24 protein-coding genes and 1 pseudogene are annotated in these 23229 nt (G+C 49.5%); 7 read left to right on the top strand and 18 right to left on the bottom strand.

The genetic code is table 11. From position 1 onward, the window contains the following. The first annotated feature begins 47 nt into the window (after positions 1 to 47). On the top strand, positions 48 to 1316 hold the full coding sequence (gene hisS / locus PGR10_RS12025) for a histidine--tRNA ligase (protein ID WP_113373000.1): 1269 nt from the start codon (positions 48 to 50) through the stop codon (positions 1314 to 1316). A 112-nt stretch (positions 1317 to 1428) separates the two neighbouring features. After that, positions 1429 to 3252, top strand: a complete 1824-nt coding sequence (locus PGR10_RS12020; protein WP_162750125.1) for an ATP phosphoribosyltransferase regulatory subunit — start codon at positions 1429 to 1431, stop codon at positions 3250 to 3252. A 32-nt stretch (positions 3253 to 3284) separates the two neighbouring features. Here the strand turns inward: PGR10_RS12020 and PGR10_RS12015 are convergent, their stop codons facing one another. The 8 genes from PGR10_RS12015 to PGR10_RS11980 all read right to left on the bottom strand — a co-directional run bounded on the left by PGR10_RS12015 (position 3285) and on the right by PGR10_RS11980 (position 11662). After that, positions 3285 to 4952 carry a Wzy polymerase domain-containing protein gene (locus PGR10_RS12015; RefSeq protein ID WP_430923523.1) on the bottom strand — a complete coding sequence of 556 codons (1668 nt, stop codon included), beginning with the start codon at positions 4950 to 4952 and terminating at the stop codon, positions 3285 to 3287. A 1-nt stretch (position 4953) separates the two neighbouring features. After that, positions 4954 to 5493 carry a fimbrial protein gene (locus PGR10_RS12010; protein WP_087859738.1) on the bottom strand — a complete coding sequence of 180 codons (540 nt, stop codon included), beginning with the start codon at positions 5491 to 5493 and terminating at the stop codon, positions 4954 to 4956. A gap of 9 nt (positions 5494 to 5502) precedes the next feature. After that, on the bottom strand, positions 5503 to 6567 hold the full coding sequence (locus PGR10_RS12005) for a fimbrial protein (protein WP_087859739.1): 1065 nt from the start codon (positions 6565 to 6567) through the stop codon (positions 5503 to 5505). Then, entirely contained in the window at positions 6564 to 7169 is a 606-nt protein-coding gene (locus PGR10_RS12000) for a fimbrial protein (RefSeq protein ID WP_113373002.1), read from the bottom strand. The genes PGR10_RS12005 and PGR10_RS12000 overlap by 4 nt, the downstream gene beginning before the upstream one ends. 11 nt (positions 7170 to 7180) lie before the next feature. Then, complete coding sequence (locus PGR10_RS11995) at positions 7181 to 7957, bottom strand: fimbrial biogenesis chaperone (protein WP_087859741.1); 777 nt, start codon at positions 7955 to 7957, stop codon at positions 7181 to 7183. Between the two features lie 26 nt (positions 7958 to 7983). Further along, complete coding sequence (locus PGR10_RS11990) at positions 7984 to 10455, bottom strand: fimbria/pilus outer membrane usher protein (protein ID WP_430923522.1); 2472 nt, start codon at positions 10453 to 10455, stop codon at positions 7984 to 7986. Positions 10456 to 10495: 40 nt separating this feature from the next. Further along, entirely contained in the window at positions 10496 to 11044 is a 549-nt protein-coding gene (locus PGR10_RS11985; RefSeq protein ID WP_430923521.1) for a fimbrial protein, read from the bottom strand. A gap of 69 nt (positions 11045 to 11113) precedes the next feature. Beyond that, a complete protein-coding gene (locus PGR10_RS11980) occupies positions 11114 to 11662 on the bottom strand; it encodes a fimbrial protein (protein WP_015369827.1) in 549 nt (182 codons plus the stop codon). A gap of 645 nt (positions 11663 to 12307) precedes the next feature. Between PGR10_RS11980 and PGR10_RS11975 the strand changes: the two genes are divergently transcribed. Together PGR10_RS11975 and PGR10_RS11970 are read left to right on the top strand one after the other, a co-directional pair. Further along, positions 12308 to 13096, top strand: coding sequence for a winged helix-turn-helix domain-containing protein (locus tag PGR10_RS11975; RefSeq protein WP_430923520.1), 789 nt, complete (start codon positions 12308 to 12310; stop codon positions 13094 to 13096). Position 13097: 1 nt separating this feature from the next. Then, on the top strand, positions 13098 to 13616 hold the full coding sequence (locus tag PGR10_RS11970; RefSeq protein WP_045391971.1) for a hypothetical protein: 519 nt from the start codon (positions 13098 to 13100) through the stop codon (positions 13614 to 13616). 159 nt (positions 13617 to 13775) lie between these two features. On the opposite strand, the gene PGR10_RS11965 is transcribed toward PGR10_RS11970, so the two are convergent. Next, positions 13776 to 13973 (bottom strand): hypothetical protein, encoded by a 198-nt coding sequence (locus PGR10_RS11965; RefSeq protein WP_430923519.1) that lies wholly within the window; start codon positions 13971 to 13973, stop codon positions 13776 to 13778. A gap of 294 nt (positions 13974 to 14267) precedes the next feature. Between PGR10_RS11965 and PGR10_RS11960 the strand changes: the two genes are divergently transcribed. Further along, on the top strand, positions 14268 to 15074 hold the full coding sequence (locus PGR10_RS11960) for a DUF4225 domain-containing protein (protein WP_430923518.1): 807 nt from the start codon (positions 14268 to 14270) through the stop codon (positions 15072 to 15074). Here PGR10_RS11960 and PGR10_RS11955 read toward each other — a convergent pair. Then, positions 15071 to 15385, bottom strand: coding sequence for a hypothetical protein (locus tag PGR10_RS11955; protein WP_430923517.1), 315 nt, complete (start codon positions 15383 to 15385; stop codon positions 15071 to 15073). The genes PGR10_RS11960 and PGR10_RS11955 overlap by 4 nt on opposite strands. A 166-nt stretch (positions 15386 to 15551) precedes the next feature. Between PGR10_RS11955 and PGR10_RS11950 the strand changes: the two are divergent. Beyond that, positions 15552 to 15973: pseudogene (locus tag PGR10_RS11950) on the top strand (transposase); the annotation flags it as partial. A gap of 391 nt (positions 15974 to 16364) precedes the next feature. On the opposite strand, the gene PGR10_RS11945 reads toward PGR10_RS11950, so the two are convergent. The 8 genes from PGR10_RS11945 to PGR10_RS11910 form a co-directional block, all read right to left on the bottom strand. Continuing rightward, complete coding sequence (locus tag PGR10_RS11945; protein WP_430923516.1) at positions 16365 to 16979, bottom strand: DUF2913 family protein; 615 nt, start codon at positions 16977 to 16979, stop codon at positions 16365 to 16367. A 66-nt stretch (positions 16980 to 17045) separates the two neighbouring features. Beyond that, complete coding sequence (gene hxlB / locus PGR10_RS11940; protein ID WP_430923515.1) at positions 17046 to 17606, bottom strand: 6-phospho-3-hexuloisomerase; 561 nt, start codon at positions 17604 to 17606, stop codon at positions 17046 to 17048. A gap of 14 nt (positions 17607 to 17620) precedes the next feature. After that, positions 17621 to 18373, bottom strand: coding sequence for an SDR family NAD(P)-dependent oxidoreductase (locus PGR10_RS11935; protein ID WP_072124470.1), 753 nt, complete (start codon positions 18371 to 18373; stop codon positions 17621 to 17623). 122 nt (positions 18374 to 18495) lie between these two features. Then, entirely contained in the window at positions 18496 to 19140 is a 645-nt protein-coding gene (gene rpe, locus PGR10_RS11930; protein ID WP_430923514.1) for a ribulose-phosphate 3-epimerase, read from the bottom strand. A gap of 18 nt (positions 19141 to 19158) precedes the next feature. Then, positions 19159 to 20412 carry a PTS transporter subunit IIC gene (locus PGR10_RS11925; RefSeq protein WP_430923513.1) on the bottom strand — a complete coding sequence of 418 codons (1254 nt, stop codon included), beginning with the start codon at positions 20410 to 20412 and terminating at the stop codon, positions 19159 to 19161. A gap of 27 nt (positions 20413 to 20439) precedes the next feature. Then, on the bottom strand, positions 20440 to 20733 hold the full coding sequence (locus PGR10_RS11920; protein ID WP_000628511.1) for a PTS sugar transporter subunit IIB: 294 nt from the start codon (positions 20731 to 20733) through the stop codon (positions 20440 to 20442). Positions 20734 to 20754: 21 nt separating this feature from the next. Further along, positions 20755 to 21234 carry a PTS galactitol transporter subunit IIA gene (gene gatA, locus PGR10_RS11915; RefSeq protein ID WP_430923512.1) on the bottom strand — a complete coding sequence of 160 codons (480 nt, stop codon included), beginning with the start codon at positions 21232 to 21234 and terminating at the stop codon, positions 20755 to 20757. A 318-nt stretch (positions 21235 to 21552) separates the two neighbouring features. Next, a complete protein-coding gene (locus PGR10_RS11910) occupies positions 21553 to 22308 on the bottom strand; it encodes a DeoR/GlpR family DNA-binding transcription regulator (RefSeq protein WP_163359205.1) in 756 nt (251 codons plus the stop codon). A 383-nt stretch (positions 22309 to 22691) separates the two neighbouring features. Here PGR10_RS11910 and PGR10_RS11905 point away from each other — a divergent pair, with 383 nt between their 5' ends. Then, positions 22692 to 23228 (top strand): RpiB/LacA/LacB family sugar-phosphate isomerase, encoded by a 537-nt coding sequence (locus PGR10_RS11905; protein WP_000850102.1) that lies wholly within the window; start codon positions 22692 to 22694, stop codon positions 23226 to 23228. Position 23229 lies beyond the last annotated feature (1 nt).

Here is a 23229-nt window from a genome sequence, read left to right as displayed (position 1 = left end):
CCAGACCTGCACAGTATATGGGAATTTCGCATCAGGAGTCATAAACGATGAGTGCAAAGTTAAAAGCCATACGTGGTATGCGCGACGTACTGCCCGCCGAAACGCCAATCTGGCAATGGCTTGAAAATAAATTCCGTCGTCTGACCTACCGTTATGGCTACCAGGAGATCCGCTTACCCCTGCTGGAACCGGTCGCCTTATTCGAACGTGCTGTTGGCGAAGCCACAGATATCGTTGCCAAAGAAATGTACAATTTTACGGATAAAAGCGGCGAACAGATTACGTTGCGTCCCGAGGGGACCAGCGGCTGCATGCGTGCGGTGCTGGAAAATAATCTGTGTTACAACAAAACCCAGCGCCTGTGGTATCAGGGCCCGATGTTTCGCTATGAACGCCCGCAGAAGGGACGACTGCGTCAGTTCACGCAGTTCGGCGCTGAAGCCTTCGGCATGGCCGGGCCAGACGTCGATGCTGAAATGATTTTTATGGTCCGGGATTTGTTCCAGGAGCTGGGCCTGACCCCGCATGTCAGGCTGGAAATTAACTCCCTGGGCACGCCGGATGAACGGCGGGCGCATAAAGCCGCCCTTGTTGACTGGTTTAATGCTCATCGTGAGCAATTGGATGAAGATAGCCTTAAACGACTGGAAACCAATCCATTACGTATTCTCGACAGCAAAAATCCGACCATGCAGCCCATGCTGGAACAGGCGCCACGATTGCTGGATTACCTGTTCGAAGACTCCCGTCGCCATTTTTCGCTACTCTGCGAACTGCTCGATAAGGCCGACATTCCCTATACCATTAATCCCCGTCTGGTGCGCGGGCTGGATTACTACACCCGCACCGTGTTTGAGTGGGTGACTGATGAACTGGGTTCGCAGGGTACCGTCTGCGGCGGTGGCCGCTACGACGGCCTGGCGGAGTTATTCAATCCGAAGGCGTTGCCAGCCTGCGGTTTTGCCATCGGTATCGAACGCCTGCTGCTACTGATTCAGACCGTCAGCCAGAAAGATAATCCGTTGTGGCATTTTCACCCAGACGTGGTCATTACCAGTGAATGTCAGGATGATGGCCTGCGGGCCCAGATGCTGGCGGAGCTTCTGCGCCAGCGTATTGAGAAGTTAAGCGTGATGGTGGATTGCAGCGGCAACAAACTTAAACGCCAGCATCAAACCGCCCTACAAAGCCAGTGTCGCGCGATAATCACGCTGAATACCGACAATGAGATACGGCTATGGGACCTCGCCAGCTCCCGTCAAATGTCGCTCGAAGAGAAAGCGCTCATTGACTGGCTGCAACAGCACTGTCAGTAAACACGTCCAGATTGGGTACCGTGCGGCAGGACGGTACTCGTCGCGGCGCTTATCCCGCCTTCAGCATTTCACCCTGACACACAGCGAGATCCTTAAGCAGAGAACCGTGGACATGCCGAGAAAAAACAGATTATTTATTCCGGGGATGCCGCATCTGGCGCAGCTTCGCGGGCATAATGGCGAGGAGTTATTCCGCCACGAGGAGGATTACTCAGCCTTCGAACGGTGTATGCAAGACGCGGCGCAACGTTACGCCGTGTCTATTCACAGTTGGTCACTTGCCGTTCCACGTATCCTGCTGCTGGTCAGCGCTCCGGATAAACAGGCGCTGAGCCGTTTTATTCAGCATATCGGACGCAGCTATGTGCCTTATTATAATCGTCGTTACCAACGGCATGGCGCGTTGTGGGACAGCCGCTACCTATGCAGCCCGCTGGAACCTGAAACCTATTTCCTGGCCGTAAAACGCTTTATTGAATGTGACGAAGACGGGAGCCCGGGGTGCCATAGTCACGGTAATCTGCCTTCAGGTTTGATAGTTCCTCATCCTGCCTGGCTCAAGCTCGGTGAGAATGAGCAACAGCGACAGGCCCACTTCCAGGAGTTCTGCCGGCAACCGGTAAATCGGGCGCTGGTGACCAGAATCCGCCATGCACTGGCGCAAAATTGCCTGCTCGCCTCGCAAGCGTTGAGCCAGCAACTTGAAGCCCAGATGGAAAGGCCGCTGCGGGCAAGACATTGCGGCCGCCCGCGTAAATATGAATCCTCCCCGTCAGAACAGTGGACCTGGCTGGAACTTCAGGCTGAACAGTTTCTGCGCCAGCATGGCTATCAACAAATCAGGTTACCCTTACTTGAACATACATCGCTATTCGCCCCAGGCGGCCCGGTGATGGCCGACAAGGGAAAATTACGTGGCGATGGGACAACCGGATGTCTACGCCTGATGGCCGATAACCCTCATACCGCAGTAATGAGCCGGATTTGGTATTCCGGCGCCATGTTCCGTCAACGCTCCCTGGATGGAGATATCCGGCAAAATCATCAAATTGGCGTCGAAGCATTCGGCATGCCGGGCGTTGATATCGAACTCGAGCATCTGGTCATGCAGGCGGTTTTCTTCAGGCGTATTGGCCTCGGTGAAATGGCGGAACTGCATATTAATATGCTGGGTGACGAGCCCTCGCTGGCGGCTTTCCGCCGGGCGTTACGCGATTATTATCAGCCCATCGCGCATTTGCTGAACCCGGAGCAGCAGCACTGGCTGGAGAAACATCCGGAGTGGTTGATCCATCATGAGGATATCCTTCTTCAGCGTCTTGCTCCTGCGGCGCCCTGCCTGGCGGATTTTATTACCGTTGACTCCCGTCATCGGTTCCAGCGCCTTCAGCACGCCCTGACCCAAGCCGGTATTGCCTGGCAATACGATCCTGCGCTGTTTCCCGCCAATGACTATTGTCAGTTGGTCTTTGAATGGCGCAGCATTGCCATGGAGCGCGAGTTAATCATCAGCCGTGGCGGCCGATACGATGCCTGCGCCAGCCGTATTGCTGAAAAACCGGTTTCCGCCTGCGGTTTTGCATTCATGATGGAGCCGATTGTCACTCTGCTCGGTTATCGTCCACAACCCGCCAGAGCGCATCCGCCGACCGACATTGTGATTATTGCAGGCCAGCCTCGTGTGGCTGCTAAGGCAATGCTGCTCGGGCGTAGCCTGCGTCAGCAATTTCCCTATTTAAGCATCATCAACGACTGCTCTCCCCAACGAATCAGCACCCGCTATAAAAATTCCAGGCGCCTGGGGGCGAGATTTATTCTTGAAATCGAAGGCGACGGAGAAACGGTTATCCTCTCTGATTCACGGGACCATCGTATTAAGATTTGCACGCTTGATAACATCACCGATCGGCTCGCGCAGGTCGTTCTGGCTCAGTAGTGGGCGTGGGCCGATAAGAGGATTTGCTTATCTCACTCCATTATTTGATTAAAAGGACGTCGCGCATTCTGCAGCCATGGAATACGCCTATCATTCGGGTATAACAGACAAAAGCGCGTCGCCAGACGATGCGCCTCAGCCAGATCTCGCTGCTGTAAGGCCAGCAAGATCTGCGTGAAGGAGACATTCGGGTCCGGTTGAACACGCACATAGTCAGGCGCCCAGCGGCGAACGGCTGCCAGCCAACGCTCATCGCGGGTATGTTGGTATCGTTGTAGATACCCCATCTGGACATCAAACCGGTAGCGGGTGGCAAGCAGCCAGCCTCCTACAGGAAGAGATTCGGCCAGACGCCACTGTGTTGATTGTCGCTCCGCCAGCGTCAGTTGCTGCTGCGTATGCAGCGTGAGAAACAGCAATGGTGTGATGACAACAACCGCGATCAATGCCACGGCACGCAACAGCGTCGCCAGGGTGAACGGCAGCCGTGCCCCCTTTCGCCTACAGTCTGCGCAACGAAGCAACAAAATCAGCAGTAGCCAGTGTGGCGTTGACTGCCTGACGGGGTATTCCGTCAACATATGGATAACGACGGGTAGCGCCGCCACCAGGCAGGCGCGATGCCAGCGATTGCCGTATAGCCAGAGCCATAAACCACTCGCCATAAAACAAAGCGCCCCCAGCAATCCAATCAGCCCTCCCTCCACCAGCCACAGCGCCAGTTCGTTATGCGGATGCGAGATGCTACTCAGCCCCAACGGACCCGCGCGTTCAAGAAACACGGCGGCGAAACTGCCCACGCCCCATCCTGCCCACGGACGTTCGGCAAATAATGCCAGCGATGCTTTCAACACCGTCCAGCGCACCTGGGAGGTCGTCAGGTGATTAATCGTCACCACCGACAAGAAATGGCGAGCAAGCGCGCCCGCAATCATGCCTATCGCCAGCGGCAGCAGGAGTAACAGCAGCGTACGGCGCTGCGCAGGAAAAACCGCCAGCAGCAAGGCCTCGCCTACCGCCACAGACAGGTAACCGGTTTGCGACTGAGACTCATGTAGTACAAATCCCATTAGCACCAGAGCAATCGCGATGATAATTCGATATCCGCCACGTAGCCGTAAAAAGAGCAATGCTGACAGCAGCACGCCACACGCCGTGAAGCTGGCCATCAGATTAACCTGCTGAAAAATACCGTAGGGGCGCGTACCGCGCCGCCAGGCAAACTCCCAGTAATTCACCCCCGGCCAATGCCAGTATTGATAAGTAAACGCCAGACATTCGAGGACACTCGCGCCCCAGAGCAGAGCCAGCAGTACTGTCAGCGTGTTTGTCGTAAGCGGAATTTGCAACGTCGCCAAATAAACAAGCACGCCTCCCAGCAACGCCCCCGCGACCAGCAGCGCCTCGGACCGCCAAACCTCAGGCGTCAACAGACAAAGCAACGTTAGAATGAGTGCACCCATCGTAAACCCCGCTGCGGGTATAGTTATCCGCCAGCGTTGACGAGGTACCAGCATCGATGCGCTAGCTGCCAGCACAACGGCATAAATCCAGGCCGTAATATTTAGCGGCAACGACAAACCGCTACCGCCGTTATTCGGCCAGTAGAGATGCATTGCCCCGCCCCAGAACAGCAGACTGACAACGAGCAATACTTTCTGCGCCGGCAGCGGCGCAATACGATGCAATGCGTTCATCATGCTACTGGTAGTTCAGCGTCCAGGTCCCGCTGGCGCTGAAGGGGCCGTATTCGAGAGTCTGATTTTTTATCGCCGACGGTTCCGCCGCGACCCATGCCAAAAAGTTCAGCGTCATCGAGCCTTCAGTAATCTCTTTGACTGACGTGCTTTCATCAAGGCGGATTGCCGTACCATCCTCTTCGCTCATTCCAATGCCGATTCCGGAGGCGCCTTGTTCACTGCTATCCAGCGCCAGATGATCCGCCAACTCCGCATCCTCACGCCCGCTGAAAGTGACCGAGATCCCGCGAAAAACCTCAGGGTTGCAGTCGCGTAACTCAATGCTGAATTTTTTCGGCTTACTGCGCCCCGAGAGATAGAGATCCTGCGTCGCGATTTGCCCGAAATCGACCTCGATTTTGTCGCCTCCTGGCACAAGGCTGCAGGCCAACGCTCGAATGGTGCCGTGAAAATACATATCGCCGCCGACCAGCTTAGTGTCGGCCTGCGCCAAGCCGCCAAGCAGTAGCGCGCTGGTCGCGATTAACGCCGTAAATCTCATGGCATCCCCCTACTGAAACTGCGCGACAACGGTGGCAGAAGCTTCAAACTCACCTTCTTTAACGCTTCCCACGCCCGGTTTTGCCACCGGCGCGGCGGTAAGATTCCAGTCGCCCTGATTCTGGTAAAAACCCTTCACGTTGTAGAATTGATTGGGCACGACGGTGCCGCCGCTCGCGTCTTTAATCACGATGCCAAGGTCGTCGCGTTTTTGGCCACCGCTCAGCGTGCCGAGGAGATGATCGTTAAACCCCGCCGTGCCTGACGCCGTGGTAGTTTGTACGCCAAGATTAATGTTCAACGCGCCCTGATCGAAGCTCCCCCCCTCGCAGACCACATGAATGGGGATCGACTTGCTGTAGTTGGTGCCGTTGAGCCGGGCGGCGGAGCCTGGCAGATCGCCAAATTCAATGCTGATTTTGTCTCCCCGATTAAAGATGCATTTGTCCGGTACGGTAATGAGCCCGGATTTAATGACCACACGGGAAATTGGCGTTGTCGGCGTAGGTCCCGCGTTGCCCAGACGTCCAGCAACCTCCACCAGCGACTGAGAGGTAATATTGATGCCGTTAATAATGGGTTTAGTGACAATAAACGTCACTTTCCCTTTAGAGCCACTTTCAATGTTAGTAGCTCGCTCGTAGCCTTTGCGCTTTTTGCAGTTATGGTCGTTGTAGCGATTCGAAAAGTTGGTGAACGGCGCCTGAACATAGTTGTTATACCGCCCGGCGACCCATACCTGGACTTCCACATCCAGGTACTCATTCAGACGAAAACGGTTCGCTCCCTGATTAGAAGGCGGCATGGTGGTCGTGGTTGTGTAGTAAATCGGCTGTCGCGAGATGTCGGCCTGCTCACAATGAAAATCCACGACATACCAACTGCCCAAATTCCAGGTGAACGGATCCGTTCTGCCGCCCTCGTGGTTTTTGCTGACATCCAGCGAGCTCAGTTCAATATCGTACTGATGTGGCGAACCGCCCTGTGGTTCTCCCTCTCCGAGGGTAAATGCCTGCCCGGCCAGCGGACAGCCCGCCAGGGCGACCCACAGCAGTGCTTTGTGCAATACGCTCATAGATACTCCAGCTTAAGTCTGACCAGACCGTTAAAGTCGCCAGCGGTCACCTCCTGCCCAAAAGATTCCAGCGCGGCAAGAAAGTGAATCGCGTTATCGCCCGGTTTGAGGATCCACATGCGTTGCGGTTGATTCAGATGGATCAACTGGTTGCGTTCGGTCAGTAGCCGAATGCCCGCGCCGCGCACATCGCCGCGAATCCGCCCAAGATCGCTGTTTTCCGGCGCGCTTTCGGCCATCAGAGTCATCGAAACGCCACGCTCCACCGTACTGTGCGCCAGCTCAGGGAGCTCGCTGGTCTGCCCAGGGAAATCCTTTAACGTGTGCCCGGAGCCTTTTAAGCAGCCATTCAGGTGCAGCGTCACCAATACCGGATCGCTGCGATCGCCGCTCTGGCGAAAGCGGCTGGCGGAAATATCACCGAGATCGATGGTCTGATCGCGTGAAGCCATATCCAGCACGCACGGCGAAACGAATACCCGGCCATGAAAGCGGACGTTGCCATACTCGCCGGAAACGTTGCTCATATCATGGCGGCCGCTTGTGGCCTGAACCGAGCAGGCCATGCCTGCCATCAGCAGAGCGCAAAGCATCTTTTTCATTTACGAGTCCTTTACCGGGGCTGTTGCTCCATCGGCAATGCTTTACACACATTGCCTGTACAGCTGAATTTCAATTCAGGGTGACCGCCAAAATCGTTCACGTACATCATGCTGAACTGGCTGACGCTGGCATCCGAAACCTTGAAATCGAGGGAGGATTTCGGCGAGATCATAATCCCCGGGAAATCAGTCAGCCTGCCGCCGCCCTGGGCTTCAGGTTTGCGGCTTAAGCCGATTAAGGTGACGAAGTATGGCGTTGGGTTATCCACGGTCCAGCGCTGACCCTGTTTGTGAAAGGTCAGTTGGTTTTGCCACACGGCCCCCGGCGTTTCCGGCACGATAGCTGTCGGCCGATAGAACAATTTGATCCGCGACTGCATCGCCAACTGCAGTACGTTCGGCTTATCCGGTTTTGGCGGAATTTCACGCACGTTCAAATAGAACAGACTCTCGCGATCCTGTGGCAACGCGTTAATTCCGCTGGTTTTCGTCACGCGGGCGATTCCCTTCTGCCCACCGTTAATCCGTTGCAGCGGCGGTAAGACCATTAATGGCGAGGTAATTTTTGTTCCGTGGGCGTCCTCTACCCACGACTGAGCCAGAAAGGGAATACTCGGACTGGTGTTGGTTAAGTTCGCACTTACCGAGCGCGCATCACCGGTGATGATCATGCGGGTACGGTCGAGCGCAATTCCCGCCCATGAAGCATTGATCTGGGCAATAAAAAACAGGCCACAGGCCACGGGTTTAAGCCAACGGCGCGCGAAATTAAGAGATTTATTATTCATGACAAAATTCATTCAGGTTATTGAAATTATTCACAAGGCAACAGCACGTTACCTTCCGGGTTGATTTGTTGCGGCACCTGTAAGTGACACTGCGCACGACCGGCCCAGGCAACGGAAAGACGCTCGGACGGATTCACCCCCGCAATCCAGGCCATGCCGTTTTCCATCACCATGGCGACGCTGACGCCGTTGGCGTTAAACACTTCGGCGCCAAACGGCGGCACCGAGCCATCCTTCAGGCGCAGCAGTGCCATCATTTTTTGCCCCTGCGCGACGGCAAAGCGCTGGTAGCCAATGGCGCCTTCCGTCAGGGTGTTAGTCACGATCGCTTTGGTCGCGGAAATGTCCTCATCCATGGCGTCCACATCGATACGGGTATCAAAGCTGTGATAGCTGACGACGTCCGGTACAACAGCAATACCGAAACGATTTGAGTGCGCCTGTTCGCCGTTAAGCGGCACATTGGCAACGCCATCGGTATCAACCATCACTCTGGCGGTATTCATTGACGCCTGGCTGTTATGTAACGCCGCGCCGTGACGCGTCGCCGTAAAGCCGCCGCGTACCGTGCCGCCAACGGAGAAATAGCGTGATTGCTGCCAGCTGACGTTGGATTCCAGTTCCGCCATCATGCTGCGGTGCTGGTAATAGCCATCAAATGCCGTATGACCTTCCCCGGAACCCCCTGCGCGCAAGCGCCACGGATTGTTGCGATCGCGGTTATCGGAATACGAAACCATTTGGCTGGTCTGGTTACCGCTGTTCTGTAATTCATAATCCATAGAGCGGCCATCGCCCCATGGCACTGAAATTGAAAGCGAGAGACTGTCGTCCCGTTTGCCCTGATACTCAGAGCGATAAGCCGCAAGGTTGGCGCTGATCCCCTGGATACCCGCGAAGGAAAAACTGTGTCCCATCGATAACCCGTAACGATCCTGGGAACCGCGATCCCAATAGTTCTGGTGGGTATAGGTGAGGTAGAGCGTGGTCGCTAAATGCGGATCGTCAGCAAAAAAGGTTTTGTTGCCGGTAACGGTGTACATCTCTTTTTCGTTGCCGGCGCTGTTGTTACTTTCATACTGCTCGTCGAGAAACTGCGAGAAGGTGCGGAAGTTACGCTGTGAAAAGCGGTATCCGGCAAAGGTAATCGCGCTGTTGTACTCATCAAAGGTTTTGGCATAGCTGAGCTTAAAGGACATGCCTTTTTGTTCAGCCTGATGCTTCACCCGACTCACGGATTGCGTCGCATCGGCCGACAGCGCTCCCAGCCAGCTTAAATCCCGTCCAATCCCCATCGACCAGGCGTTGTAGCGCTCGCCGGTGAGCAACGCGCCCCCGTACAGTGACCATGCATTGCTCACCCCCCAGGAAAAATCGCCGCTATAAAACGCAGGGCCCTGAACGTCGTGGTTATAACGCGATGGCTTGCCGACCGCGGCGTTGTAGCGAACATAGCCCGGGCGCGTCAGGTAAGGAATATCAGCCGTATTGACCTGAAAAGTTTGTACGCTGCCATCCTGCTCTTCGACCCGCACATCCAACGTACCGCGTACCGAACCGTGCAGATCCTGAATATTAAACGGCCCCGCAGGAACGGTGGTTTGATAGATAACACGGCCCTGCTGACTGACGGTGACCTTCGCATTACTGCGGGCGATGCCGTGCACTTCAGGCGCGTAGCCCTGCAAATTTGGCGGCAGCATACGTTCGTCGCTGGCGAGGTTGACCCCGGTGAAGCGCACCGAGTCAAAAACCTGAGAATTGAGATAGATTTCGCCGACCGTCAGTTTTGCAGCCTGCATCGGTAACGGGCGATAAGCGTAGATCTGATCCCAGTCGATACGCCCATGATTACCATCTGAAGCGTAATTGGCCTGATACTGGCCACGAAAACGCCATGCGCCGAGGTTAAAACCTGTCTGCCCATAGCCGGACAGCGAGCGATAATGATCGCCGCCCTGTTCGTAATGCGTGGCCTGCCCTGAGATGCTGTAGTCAAAAATCAGCCCGGCGACGCCGTTATCCCAGCGCTCCGGCGGCGTCCAGTCTGGGTCGGTATATTTCATCCATGCCTGAGGCACGGTAATGTCCAGTACGCCTGCGCTATTATTCAGCGCCACACCCGGCAGGCGGGAAATGTCATAGCAGTTTGCGTTAAGCGGATGAATATGAGTCAGCGCCTCTTCTTTAAGCGCCAGTAATTCGAGTTGTTGCGGCGTCAGACACGCCATAGATTTATGTGAATTGGCCGGATCGGCGATATAACGGATTGACTGTTGAGGAATCTCCTGGCTGTTAATACGAACATCCAGCAGATATTCTCCGGGAGCCACAAAGTTGCCTTCGGAAAAACGCTGTAAATCGACATTGTGCCTGTCGCTGGCATCCAGTACGTCGGTATTAAATTCAATGGCCTCATCCGCTTCAGCCCATGAAGCGGCGCAGACCAGAGCAATAAAAAGCGCCAGACGTTTTTTATCTGTTTTCAGCGTGATCATTTTCGTTCGCAACCTTCAGATACCCGAATTGCAGTGCAGCTCAGAGATAATTCACAACAAAATGCGTGACCGCAGTAAATTCGCCAGATGTCATTCTTCCATCGCGGGAGATCAAATAAGCCGTAAATTTGAGCGTATTTTTTCCTGGGTTAAGTACATAGTCCGGTGATGGTTCGCCCAGGTGAATTTGCTGTCCTTTGCTGTCGTATATTTCTATCGCTAAATTTTCAGTTTCCGATTGCACGCTCAGATAATCTGGATTGTCGGTATCGGCTGCGCCGGAAAAAGTAATATTGGCGCGTTGAAACACATTACCGGGATGTTGAGAATCCCCTAGTGAGCATCCCAGCAAATGAATGCTGAAATCATGCGCAGATACTTTTTCAGGTTTTCCGGAAATATCTCTGGCTGAGAGGTCATCAAATTCAACCAGTAGCGACCGGTCGCGCGGATCGACATAACAAGCAGCTTCAATAATATTTCCCCGCATACGCATTTTTCCGGGCGTACTGACAAGACGTTGAGTGTCAGCCGAAACCCATGCAGGCGATATGAAGATAAAAAGCAGTAAAATACGCCATCCAGGCATAACCGCATTTCCTTTCAGTTATTCGCAGGAAGGGTTAAGCAGGCGCGTTAATGCGCCCGCTGCAGATCGTTACTGATAATCGATCTGGAAATTAACGGTAGATTCAAAATCACCCGGAGTTACCGCTGCAGATGCGTTGTTTGCCTGCAGGTAAGCGACGAAATCAATGTCGGTTTCGCCATCGGTAATGTTGACCTGAGAGGCAGCTTTACCCCACTCAACATCCTGGTTGCCGCTGTCAACCATACCGATGCCTGCGCCCTTGGCGGTACCAGAGGTGAAGGCGGCTAGCGCGTTGTTGTCTGCATCAATCGTTGCCGGGGTATAAGTCACGGTAGCGGTTTTTGCGACAGTCGTATCGCAACCCTGCAGAACGATTTTGGCATGTTTAACGCCAGCACGTTGGTTGTCTTTTAACTGAGAGGTTGGGATCTCGCCAAAATTCACCTGCACCGGGCTGGATTCTGGCGCCAGACCACATGCGGAATTAACGAGAGAACCGGTGAAGTGGATTTTACCGTTAGTCGGTTCAACATTTTTTGCAGCGAAAGCAGAAGATGCAGTAAAAGTCATTCCCGCCATCAGCGCACAGGCCACAGCCACGTTTTTCATTTTCATATTACTACTTAACCTTATATCTGTGTTTTGGTTATTTCGACGATCTATTTCCACAGACAATTCCTGTCCGGGAAAGCCCGATCTCGCGGTGGCGGCAGCGCATATCCTTGCAAACAATCCATCTCAAGCCGCACCGTATTTTGAAGTTCATTGGTATTCCATCAGAAATACCGTCCACAGTCGTTTACGCTGTTTCGGGGCTTATATTAAGTCGACGAAAAATTGACACAATGCCAAAATACGGAATCAATCAAACTCAGGAAATCGTGTTGCTTTCCCGCCTGCAGATCGATCTTTTACCTAAAAATCAGCCAAAAAACACGCAACTAACAGTGTTAATGTCTATTATTTATAGTTTTTATAGAGTTTTTAACTATCAACTATTTTTTAATTTAGAACAGATAACTGGCAGAATATATTTATAAAATATTTTTAAAAATTGAAAGGGATACCAAAAGTGAGTGCTGACAATAAGATAGTGAAAGAAAGGAAGGAGAATGAATGATTACATAAAGAATATTAAAATATTGTTATGTAAATGATAATAAATCGATCTATGGCACAACCTCTTTTTATAAATGAATTATGTTATGCTGTTGCTTCCCCCACTCGAATGCGAGATATCCTGCTTTAAAGGAGACATCAGTGATTTCTCATATACCAATAAACAAAATTAAATCCGTAATTATTAGTGATGGTTTAGTTTTCAGACCACTTAAAAATACCCTAAAAGACGTGGCATCTGGTGAAATAGCTACATTGAATAATGTGGCCACACAATTACTGCTCTATTTGTTGCAAAATGGTAAAGAGATATCTTCGCGCGATGAAATTCTGCTGAATGTTTTTCAGCAGAATGGCGCCAGAGCGACGGATGCGAATCTTAACCAGCACATTTCATTTTTGCGTAAAGCCATTACGTCAACAGGTCATCCTGCAGAACTCATCGTTACCATTCCTCGTATTGGATTTCGGATGGGCGACGTCAATATCAATATTCAGCAAATGGAAGAAGCGCAAACGGCCGCCAGAGTTGCCTATGTTGCATCGACGCCGAGGAGAAAGAAACCAAACCGATGGCCTGTCGCTATCACAGCGTTAATTACCAGCATCGCCGTGCTGGCGACAGCGTGGTTAACATGGATACCCAATCATATAGCCATGACGGACGCGGCTATCTTGCGCACCATCGACTACGAGCAATGCCGTGTACATATATTAGGAAATGCCCTCACAGACACGATAAGCGAAAAGAAAGCGCTGGATATTTTCAAGTCCGTGGGGATTAGCCCCAACTGCTCGCACCCTAAAGATCTGTATCTTAATACCTGGGCGAGCAACCATAACCTGGTTGATTGGTCGTTTGCCGCTGAATGCGGCCTCAACCTCGGCTATTACCATTGCATCAGCCAGTATCGCCATCATGAGGAATGATATGAAGCAGGAAAGCGATCACTCTTTTTTACTCTGGTCAGTCGTAATCGTCATTATTGGGCTGGCAGCAATCGCTTATTTGATTATCACTGGGAATGCTAAAAAACAAGAAATCAGTTTTTCCTGCTCCTCGGAATTCACGTCGATACTCGACATCCAGAATACCAAAAAGGAACTCCATGGAATCATGCTGATTACCAGCTACAACTCCGGGCACCTTTCATTATCAGTGCAAGGAAAGCTCAAAAGCGATGACGGCGAGTTTGCTGTAAACCGAAAATTGTTCTTTCGGTATGCTCGTCCGCTTGGACATACTGCCGGCGTTTTCATGCTCACTCCCGAGGGACGCGAAAAATCCCCCGATGATGAAGCAACGGACGCTGTCGATTATCTTTTCTTCGACGCTTACGAACGTGCCGACAAGCTGTATATGTTAAAGCGGCTGAATGAGGAAACGGTTCTTATTGGCGATAACTTTTCACCCCGCTTTGCCTGCGTAATGAATCACTTCGCAGATTAATCACCTTCTGGATATGCGTCGGGTTAAGGATGACCTGATGTATCTCTCTGAATCGCCACGGATGATCGGTCATAGAGTCAGCGCCCAGCTTTAGCAGATTCTTTTCAGGATGAAATCATCGCAAATCAGGAACTCGCGGCAGGCTTTGAGAAAAGCATTCTATCCGGTTGTCGATTCGGGGACGGCGTGCTCGCGCGGTTTCAATGTGGCATCGTCCAGGCGAACGCCGGGGAAGTCTGGCGGCAGTGGCTCAACATAACGAGCAGGCTCTTTATTTAGCCATTGCTCAGTCTCTGCGCGGCAGGTGTGGGTCTTACGGCCAATTCCGTTCGCCTCTTTGCATTCACGAAACGACATAACAGAATCGTCAGCGTTAAAGTAAAACTCTTCGGTCTGCGTATTAAACGCAGCCTGTACTAGCTTCCGCTTGATGGGGCATTGCTTATTACGCTAGTGACGCGCTCGCAGTCCTGCCCGTACTCCAGGACGTTTGAAACGTCGGACGATGAAAAATAGAGAATTACCATGTGGAGTCTCAGAGTTTGATTATGTGTTCGTTCCGCTAAAATCAGACGTTGGGAAAGCATTTCCTGTTGTCTTCGACCTTACTGCACGTAAAATGACCAGACACATTTTGGGAAGGAGTCTTTAATGGATATTGCGCTGCTCAACAGGGGCTGGAACAGAACATGGTCAGATACCATGGTGAATCTTGAAGCCCGGAAACTCGTCGAAACAGCAAACCGGCTGTCAGCATTCTATTTGCAAGATGGTCTTACACGAATCAAGTTTGTCGAAGAGATAAAACAGGTTGTAGATAAAGAATTTGAAACAGCACGACGAGCTAAAACCGATGAAGAATGCATTGCATGCATCAAGAATCTGCGTGCCGAAACAGATAATCTGCAAGAACAAGAACGCCTGTTAAGAACCAGAGCCGCCCAACTTTATGCAAAGATCGAGTTTGTCAGGGAAAACAATAAAATCGTCGGATACGTGATTTCGGCAATCCATATAGTGGTATCTGGAGCAGCATTATTTGGTGGGATGGTTATGATGTCCACTATGACCCCTATTGGAGTTCTTGCAGGAGCAGTTTTATTTGTTGATGGTATTAACGGTATAACAAAAGAAGCAAGCCATCTTCGCTATGGAGAACAATCCAAATCGGAAGGAATTTTTGCTGATGGCGCAATGGAGACCGCACAATTTATGGGGTTTAGCCCAAAAAGTGGATTAGCTCTTTATAATACGGTGACTCTAGGGGCGAGTGTCTATAGTATCTTCGGCTTAGCAAGGAAACCCGGAGCTTGGCGATTATTCCGTTGGCTGCCGCGTGATTACTACCGAAAAGTTGACACAATGAGCAAGCCTAAGCTAACGATGAAAATCGCTGGATATGGTGTCAAAGCGAAAGTCATTTTTGATCTTCTGGCTACTGATAACAGTACTAATTAAGATTTGTTCGCTCTACAGAATCGCCAAGATTTATAAGCAAGTACAGGCGGTTGTATAAAAATTGCAACCGCTGCGCCACAAGAAAGGCCAATAGCACCAGAGAAAACACTCTGCTCAGATGCGAACATCACAAGAAAAATGAATACAGCAACGCAACCGGATACAACCCACACGGCAAGAATAAATCGCCTGGCCAGGTCCCTGATTGCATTCCCCAACGTTCCACCATAGCTTTCAACGTTGTTCTTTATCTTCTTCAAATCCGATGGTGTAAAGCCAGAACTCAACAAAGCCTCATCAGTAACATCCATATTGTCCTCTCCGCATTTCTTAACTGGCAATGGCACACATAATCATACTGATGAATTTTACAGCTATCCACATGATGTTTGTGCAATGTATCAGATTTCAGACAATAGAAGCCATAACGCCCCGTTAGTGTGTAGTGGCACACTAAATTTGGCCACCTGATTAAAGGTGATATTCTCACCTCAACACAAAACAGGTGACTTAATGAACAAGAAAACTAAGAGTACTTTCCCCTGAGTTCAGGCTGGAATGTGCACAGCTGATTCTTGATAAGGGCTACTCATATCGACAAGCCAGTGAAGCGATGAATGTCGGTTCCACCACTCTTGAGAGCTGGGTACGCCAGCTCAGGCGAGAGCGCCAGGGATTACGCCCTCTGCCACACCCCTTACTCCAGACCAGCAACGTATCCGCGAGCTGGAAAAGCAGGTTCGCCGCCTGGAGGAACAGAATACGATATTAAAAAAGGCCACTGCGCTCTTGATGTCCGACTCGCTGAACGGTTCACGATAGTTGCCAGACTGAGCGACATTCACACGGTTGCCAGCCTTTATTCCGCTCTGGAAATACACCGCAGCAGTTGCCAATACCCATACTGCACAGACCGCTCCCTTCGACCGCTACAACTGTCATCTCTGTGGCAGTACGCTGCAATACCATCCGGAATACCAGACTGAACGCCCGTGGTTTGAACATGACTAACGTAATGTCGCCAGTAAAGTACTTATGACCTGCATATACCTTGACGCAAAGATGAAAGACAACATCAAATACAGAGAAACCAAGGATATACTGTCGAAACTGGAGCCAGTCCGTCTATCAGAGGCCGGCATTGTATTTTGTTTGGCAACGATTCTGATGGTGATAAACACTGCGTCAAATGCGGTACAAGAATTTAAAGGTCTGTCCCATGTTGATATAAAGCGTAGTGTTAACATCCCTATTGGTCAGTGACTAAATATACCGTGATGCGTATCTACGTCAGGCCATCACTGGCTGTAGTAAAAAAATCGGTGATTCGGCTGCAGAAAATTCATTTGAATACGATTCTATTGCATCGAGTTTAAGTCCAAAGCACTCCAGAAGTGACAGCAGCCTCTCAACTTGACCAAACACCCGAATATGAAGTGGGGCTATCTGTTTCCCGCTAGAATCAAATCCATTCTCAATAGCTGTTCTTTCCAGGCAAAACGAATTCATATTCTGGAATTTGCTGATACCAGCCGCCATCTTCTTCTCATCAACAAGGTCATACTGCCAACCGCCAGCTTTTGCCATTTCGATAGCATAGGTCAATCGAAGTAGATCCGGCATATTGTGAAGATCGCCGCTGCTCATAAGCCATAAATAATGCAGTTTCTGATTCAGACGTGCCCGAACGCCAAGTCGACGCCCCTGAGCAAGTAGCCAGTCTATGTGCTCAGTTAAATTTCTGGGGAATCTTTTCTGTTTTCTGGCATCGGCCAACCAGCGGATCAGAAATATATTTTCCTGCGCCTCGGTAATAACAAGCCGATCGTGTCGTTGAATGCCGAGAGCTACCAAAGCACACCAGGCTAGATGTCCAATATTGTTATAAGAAGAATCTTTGTTCATGCACAAAAGAACCAACGACATTAATGCTAAAAAGGAAACGTCCCTTGAGGGGACGTTTCCGGGCGATTACTCAAGGTCAGCGTGTCTCTTAAACATCGTGTCGCTGGTTTCACCGAGTTGGGCCATCAGCTCAAGCACGATAGCGTCATAGGTGATAAAGCAGAGTTGCTCAAAAGCCGATCCCATAGGCTGCGAAAAAGCACCTTCTTCGCGATCGTTGTCTTCTTTCACAGTTCCAGGCAATACAAGAGTACTTTTGGCCAGTTTGCCGATTGTGGACTCCGCTTTCATTGTGACAAGCGCCACATCCACGCCACAGGCTACGGCCTTCTGCGCCAGGCTCACCAGACTGCCGGTCTCACCGCTACCGGAGCCAATAATGACCAGGTCGCCCGGTTTCGTATGAGGAGAAGAAATTTCGCCCACTACGCTTACTGAGAAACCGAGGTGGAGAAGGCGGTTTGCAAAGCCGCGGATGGCGATGCCGCTACGACCCGCGCCCTGCAGAAAGATATGTTTGGCATTCTTAATCTGTGCGACGAATTGGGTAGCCTGGGCATCATCAATCTTCATCGCATTTTGCTGCAACTCGCGCAGGATACTTAAAGTATTTTGTTGAACGCTCATGTGATTCCCTCCCTTTAAGCGATGGTACGACCACCATCCATCAGAATGGTTTGCCCCTGGATGTACGAGTTGTCTTTATCAGCCAAAAAGATTGCAAGGTTTGCTACATCGTCAATGGTGCCAAGGCGGCGCACTGGAATTTTTTCCAGAACAGCATCAAGATCGGCCTGGGTAGGATAATTGACGCGCATCATTTCACCGGTATCAATCAGGCGTGGGGCGATAGCATTAACATTGACACCCTTAGGTCCCAGTTCTTTTGCCAGACCACGAATCAATCCTTCACCGCCAGCTTTACTGGCCGGGTAACTCACGCCACCGCCAGTACCGGAAAGCGCCGAGCCGGATGAGATATAAACGATAGAACCATGGTTAGTAGTGAAGTCGTCGTAGAATGCTTTAACGGTGTTAAACAGGCCAGTAAGGTTAATTGCAATCGTCTTATTCCACTCTTCAAAAGTGATGTTATTAACCTTATTAGCAAACGCCACACCAGCGTTTAATACCAAAATATCAATACGTCCGAAGGTTTGAAAAACCTGCTCACGAACGTTTTCCAGAGCTTTCGGATCGGATACATCGGTTTTAACGAATAAGGATTTAACATTACCGAAAGTTAACTCTTCGGCCGTCTTTTTACCATTTTCTTCGTTATAATCGACAATGACAGTATGAGCCCCACGGTCCGCGAATTGCTTAGCAATTCCTTTACCGATTCCATGTGCCCCACCAGTTACTAGCGCGACTTTACCTTCAAAATTACTCATTTCACTATACTCCTCAAAATCTCATGACAAAGGGGAGGACGACTCCCCTTTCAGGTAATTGGTGATTTAATCAATGCCATTAATGGCGTGTAGGGTTATTGTGTTTATTTGGCACCGAACTGCTATTGGATCGCTGCCCTTAATTTCTGATAGCTTTCTCTCGGTGCATCATTAAATAACGCGCCACCAACAACAATTAAATCAGCACCCGCTTCTTTTACCTTTTTAGCAATTTCAGCATTAACGCCGCCATCAACCTCAATCTGAATATTATGTCCGGCAACCATCTTTTTAGTATTCCTGATCTTCTCCAGACTTTTTTCAATAAATGTCTGACCAGGCTGACCTGGGTTGATGGTCATAATCAAGATATAGTCAATATCATCTAAAAGATATTCAATTACGTGTTCCGGGGTCCCCGGATTGAGTACTACACCGGCTTTGCGTCCGGCTTTCTTGATCTTCTGGATAATATAATGCACGTGCGGCGTTGATTCATAATGAACCGAGATCATTTCCGCCCCGGTTTTTATAACATCATCGATATGTCTTTCCGGGTTTGCCAGCATCATATGCACATCAAATGTCATTGAACTGGCTTTTTTCATTGCCGCAATTTGATTAGGACCGAAAGCTATATTGCTTACATAAGTGCCATCCATTAAATCAACATGCAGAATTTCTGTTTTTTCCGTTTCCAGAAACTGAATTTCTTCCTGCAAACGTAATATGTTTGCACCAAATATTGATGGTAAAATTTGTGCCATTTGAGTCAACTCCCTAAATTAATGCGTAACTGTGCTCAACCAGTAGGTCAGAATCTCCCATGGGCCGGTTAATACGAAGTCCGTACCCTGGCCATGCAGGCCGACGCCAGCACCGTTCAGGAACTGAGTTGCACCGGGCGCGACATATCCCCCCAGATACATAACCACTACACAGAACAGTAAGGTTGAGATAATTGAGCGAATAACGTTGCCATTACTGACCATGACGGTCATGGTCGTCATGTAGATAATTGACATCAATACGCCGATTGGGAATATCTGAATACCCGGTAAAACCAGCGCACAAAGCATTGTCAGGGGAATAGTAATAACGGTGACAGTAACCGTTGCCGGATCGCCAAGCGCAAGGGCGCAGTCCATTCCAATATTCAGTTCCGCATCTTTACCCATCTGCTTTTGCATGATTTCTTTAGCACTCTTACCTATCGGGTTAAGTCCTTCCATAAGGACCCCAACCACTTTTGGCAATAGCACCATGACGCCAGCCACGCCCATCGCCATTGGCACGATGGTTGTAATGGGTTGTTTGGTTAACAATCCCAGGAGACAACCGACAATCACGCCAATAATCGCGGGTTCACCGAATACACCCAGTCGTTTCTGAACGCTCTCTAAATCCACATCCAGCTTGTTTAAACCCGGAATGAAATCGATAATTTTGTTAACAATCCATGCAAATGGAAGTGTCCATCCGATGTGGATCATTGTGGTACAGGTCGTCCCCTCGAGGCCGTAGTATTTCTGCCATCTTGGCGCAATAAGATCGCCAATAAACAGTGCGGCTACGCTCAGAGCCACGGCGACACCCAACCCAAGGAAAAAGCTGTCAAAGACGAAATACGCAAGAGCCCCCGGAACCAGGAAATGCATGTAGTTCCAGATGTCCACATTAAGAGTTTTGGTAAGTTTCAGACGAACCAGGACCAAGTTCAGGATAATGCCAATAGGAATAACCATTGCGGCAAACGGGGCAACCCACGCAGCTGCGCCAACGGCAGGCCATCCAATATCAGCCACGGTGAACCCGCTGCCAATTTTTGAGTAATACGTAATTGCTGGCTGCAGGGCTGTATTTAGCAGCCCAACAACCAGTCCCAGACCGATGAAACCGATACCTACAGTGATGCCAGATTTAATGGCGGCACCCACTTTCATTCGAAAAACCAGACCTAAAAGGAAAATAACAAGCGGCAATATTGCTGTAGCGCCCATGCTTGTAATAGTAAACATGATGCTTTTTAACATTTCCATTTAACCATCCCCCGTCTTTTTTAGACTTTAGCCTTTGGAAATTTCGCTTAACAGTTCACCTAATTTTTTTCGCAGTGCGGCTTCGTTAATACCGGTAATAAAACCGGCGACGCTCATGTGCGGCTTACCAATATCACCTTTATAATTATTCGTCGTCAGGACCACATCAGCGCTTTGCATTTCAGAGGCCAGTTCGGACATGCTGCATTTATTAATCTTAAAGTTGGCAATGCCGTATTCAGCACAAACCGATTTAACTTCATCAGCGGCGAGTGTGGAGGTTGCGACACCGCTTCCGCAGGCTACGAGGATAGTAATCATGGTAAAATCTCCGGGTAATTGTTATTTAATTATCGTGTTAATAAACAATGCCTTTGCTTCTTCAGCGGGAAGCTCCAGCATCTGGTGGTAAAAATCAGCTAGCTGAAGATGGTTAAACAGCGCCTTCAACAACTGCAATTGATCTGCTGGTTGGGTAACAACCAGGTTGACAACCAGGCGAACCCACAATTTTTCATCGCCATCAGCCTGATTAACTTCTATTTCCTGTGGCAAACGAATGATATAAATCGCCGGGCTGACGGCGTGCTGGCTATCGCAATGGGGGATGGCGACAGCATAGCCGTCAAGTAAAATTCCAGTTGGATAGTCGGCTTCACGTTCACGCAGCGCTCGGAGGTAAGTCTCTCTTACAATCCCATCGGCCAGATGTTTCTGGTGAATATGCTCCAGCACTTCATCATAATTTTTGAATGCCGCCCCATCAGCGACATTGATAGAAATCGCACCCACTTTTTTCTCCTCACCTAACCACTTGCTCATGTGAGCATAACCCTAATCACATGAGCAGTTATAGCACATCAGTGAATTGCTGAAATGAGGAGCTTGCAAAAGTTATATCTTGATCACACAAAATCACATAAGCGCATCACTTGAAATGCTCATAAGAGCAAAAATGATAATTACCCAATGAACCACAAATATTTATATTGTTGATTTATAATTAATTTTATTAATTTGACTTATTTTTATGGTTTTTACGATGGCGATACTTCAAACGCTCTTATGAGCATGAAATTCTGATGGTTGTGATTTATGCGGGACAACGGCACATGAGATGTACCGTTATTGAATTTAGAATCAACAGGTTATCACTGTCGTATGTTTCGCAACTTCGGCAATACCGTCTTTATCAGCAATTTCATTAGTGATCAGCGCGGTAATCTCAGACCAGTCGCAGATCTTAAATAAGCTGCTGCGCTGGAACTTAGTGTAATCGCCCAGAATATATTTCTTCTCGGAATGGGCAATGATCGTTCGATCCAGAAAGGCATCTGAGGAGGAGGGAGTGGACGGGCCCGTCATATTGTTGAAGCCATCGGTGCCGATAAAGCATAGATCAACGTTAATGTCATTAATCATTGACACAGCCCACCCGCCAAAGACAGAAGAGCTTTTTTTCCTCAGTTCTCCGCCGAACAAAAAGACCTGGTTATCTGACTCGATCAGCACACTGGCCACCGGCAAAGAATCGGTAAAAATTTTAAAGCCAGATTTCATGCACAACAGATTAGCCAATTCATAGTTAGAACTCCCGGTACCAATAATCATTGAACTATTGGGGGGGATAAAATCCAGCGCTTTTCTGGCTATAGCTTGTTTGAAAGTACTGTTTTCTTTTTCCCTGACCTGGAAAGGATGTTCGACCGCCCCCTGCTTTAAGGTTGCGCCTCCATGGCTTTTAACCAGCAGCCCTTTTTTTTCAAGATGGGTGAGATCTTTGCGGATGGTTTCATAAGTGACCTCATACTTTTTAGCAAGATCGCTAACGTATACGGTACCAGCCGAAATAATCTCTTCAAGGATCAATTTTCTCCTTTCATCAACCAGGTACATCCTTCCCCCCCCCTATAACCTTTCAACTCAATGCCATGAAGCGAATCATAGCACACAAGATGCAAACAAAAACAAACTCAAGGAGAAGACAAGTTACCATCGGCCTGTGAGCAGTCATTCGCGAAAGTAACAGCCAAAAAAATAAAATATTTTTAAATCAATATATTAACAGGATTAAAGCGAGTTTGTTGTCTACAGCCTATGAGTCCTTCTTCTCTGAATGGCACAATAAAATTGGTGTAAATTAGTTTTTGTTTGTTTTTATTGGTTTTTAATTTAAATAAAATCAACGAGTTATGAATTTTGTGATTTTGATCTCAGTTGACAACCAATATTTACCAACAGCATACTTGGCTTAAGTTCTTTATGACAGGTTAGTTGAGATGAAAACGAAAATTGCAATCGCATGTGATGATGTAGGGTTTGATCGTAAGGAGGAGATTAAAAAGTACCTTGAAGAAGAGAAAAATGCTGATGTCGTGTACGATCCCGTAAAACGAAAAGAAGACGGTTTCAACAACTTCGCTCGTCTTGCGGATGAAATGGCAGGTGTTATTCAGCGGGACGAATGCCGCCTTGGTATCTACATTTGCGGAACCGGAATTGGCTTTACTTGCCAGATAAATAAGCACTGGGGGATTCGTGCTGTAGCCGTCACCAACCCCTACTCAGCCAAGCGAGCAAGACTCAGTAACAATGCTCAGGTGATTGGTCTTGGCTGCAGAGTTAATGATCTTGAATACACAAAAATGATCGTTGATGCCTGGTATGACAATGCGTTCGACTTTGCCACTGCAAGGGAAAATTCCAAAAAGAATCTACTCGAAGCAGAACGCAGCGACAACGCATTGCTGACGAAACCTGAAGATGTGCGATGGAATATGGGTTTCAGACCAGATGATGAGAAATCTGAGGGCTAAT

The organism is Klebsiella sp. 141198, from assembly GCF_050600785.1.
Taxonomy (GTDB): Bacteria; Pseudomonadota; Gammaproteobacteria; order Enterobacterales; family Enterobacteriaceae; genus Klebsiella; species Klebsiella aerogenes.
The sequence above is the reverse complement of the archived record's forward strand: the minus strand, read 5'-3'. Positions and strand labels throughout refer to the sequence as shown.

Excerpts from the sequence above, each read along its gene's own strand:
- PGR10_RS12015 (WP_430923523.1), bottom strand. The coding sequence starts at position 4,952 with ATGATGAACGCATTGCATCGTATTGCGCCGCTGCCGGCGCAGAAAGTA.
- PGR10_RS11965 (WP_430923519.1), bottom strand. The coding sequence starts at position 13,973 with ATGTCGTTTCGTGAATGCAAAGAGGCGAACGGAATTGGCCGTAAGACC.
- PGR10_RS11925 (WP_430923513.1), bottom strand. The coding sequence starts at position 20,412 with ATGGAAATGTTAAAAAGCATCATGTTTACTATTACAAGCATGGGCGCT.
- rpe (WP_430923514.1), bottom strand. The coding sequence starts at position 19,140 with ATGGCACAAATTTTACCATCAATATTTGGTGCAAACATATTACGTTTG.
- PGR10_RS11955 (WP_430923517.1), bottom strand. The coding sequence starts at position 15,385 with ATGGATGTTACTGATGAGGCTTTGTTGAGTTCTGGCTTTACACCATCG.
- PGR10_RS11920 (WP_000628511.1), bottom strand. The coding sequence starts at position 20,733 with ATGATTACTATCCTCGTAGCCTGCGGAAGCGGTGTCGCAACCTCCACA.
- PGR10_RS11935 (WP_072124470.1), bottom strand. The coding sequence starts at position 18,373 with ATGAGTAATTTTGAAGGTAAAGTCGCGCTAGTAACTGGTGGGGCACAT.
- PGR10_RS11960 (WP_430923518.1), top strand. The coding sequence starts at position 14,268 with ATGGATATTGCGCTGCTCAACAGGGGCTGGAACAGAACATGGTCAGAT.
- gatA (WP_430923512.1), bottom strand. The coding sequence starts at position 21,234 with ATGAGCAAGTGGTTAGGTGAGGAGAAAAAAGTGGGTGCGATTTCTATC.
- hisS (WP_113373000.1), top strand. The coding sequence starts at position 48 with ATGAGTGCAAAGTTAAAAGCCATACGTGGTATGCGCGACGTACTGCCC.
- PGR10_RS12020 (WP_162750125.1), top strand. The coding sequence starts at position 1,429 with ATGCCGAGAAAAAACAGATTATTTATTCCGGGGATGCCGCATCTGGCG.
- hxlB (WP_430923515.1), bottom strand. The coding sequence starts at position 17,606 with ATGAGCGTTCAACAAAATACTTTAAGTATCCTGCGCGAGTTGCAGCAA.
- PGR10_RS11985 (WP_430923521.1), bottom strand. The coding sequence starts at position 11,044 with ATGCCTGGATGGCGTATTTTACTGCTTTTTATCTTCATATCGCCTGCA.
- PGR10_RS11905 (WP_000850102.1), top strand. The coding sequence starts at position 22,692 with ATGAAAACGAAAATTGCAATCGCATGTGATGATGTAGGGTTTGATCGT.
- PGR10_RS12010 (WP_087859738.1), bottom strand. The coding sequence starts at position 5,493 with ATGAGATTTACGGCGTTAATCGCGACCAGCGCGCTACTGCTTGGCGGC.
- PGR10_RS11990 (WP_430923522.1), bottom strand. The coding sequence starts at position 10,455 with ATGATCACGCTGAAAACAGATAAAAAACGTCTGGCGCTTTTTATTGCT.
- PGR10_RS12000 (WP_113373002.1), bottom strand. The coding sequence starts at position 7,169 with ATGAAAAAGATGCTTTGCGCTCTGCTGATGGCAGGCATGGCCTGCTCG.
- PGR10_RS11995 (WP_087859741.1), bottom strand. The coding sequence starts at position 7,957 with ATGAATAATAAATCTCTTAATTTCGCGCGCCGTTGGCTTAAACCCGTG.
- PGR10_RS11970 (WP_045391971.1), top strand. The coding sequence starts at position 13,098 with ATGAAGCAGGAAAGCGATCACTCTTTTTTACTCTGGTCAGTCGTAATC.
- PGR10_RS11980 (WP_015369827.1), bottom strand. The coding sequence starts at position 11,662 with ATGAAAATGAAAAACGTGGCTGTGGCCTGTGCGCTGATGGCGGGAATG.
- PGR10_RS11910 (WP_163359205.1), bottom strand. The coding sequence starts at position 22,308 with ATGTACCTGGTTGATGAAAGGAGAAAATTGATCCTTGAAGAGATTATT.
- PGR10_RS12005 (WP_087859739.1), bottom strand. The coding sequence starts at position 6,567 with ATGAGCGTATTGCACAAAGCACTGCTGTGGGTCGCCCTGGCGGGCTGT.
- PGR10_RS11945 (WP_430923516.1), bottom strand. The coding sequence starts at position 16,979 with ATGAACAAAGATTCTTCTTATAACAATATTGGACATCTAGCCTGGTGT.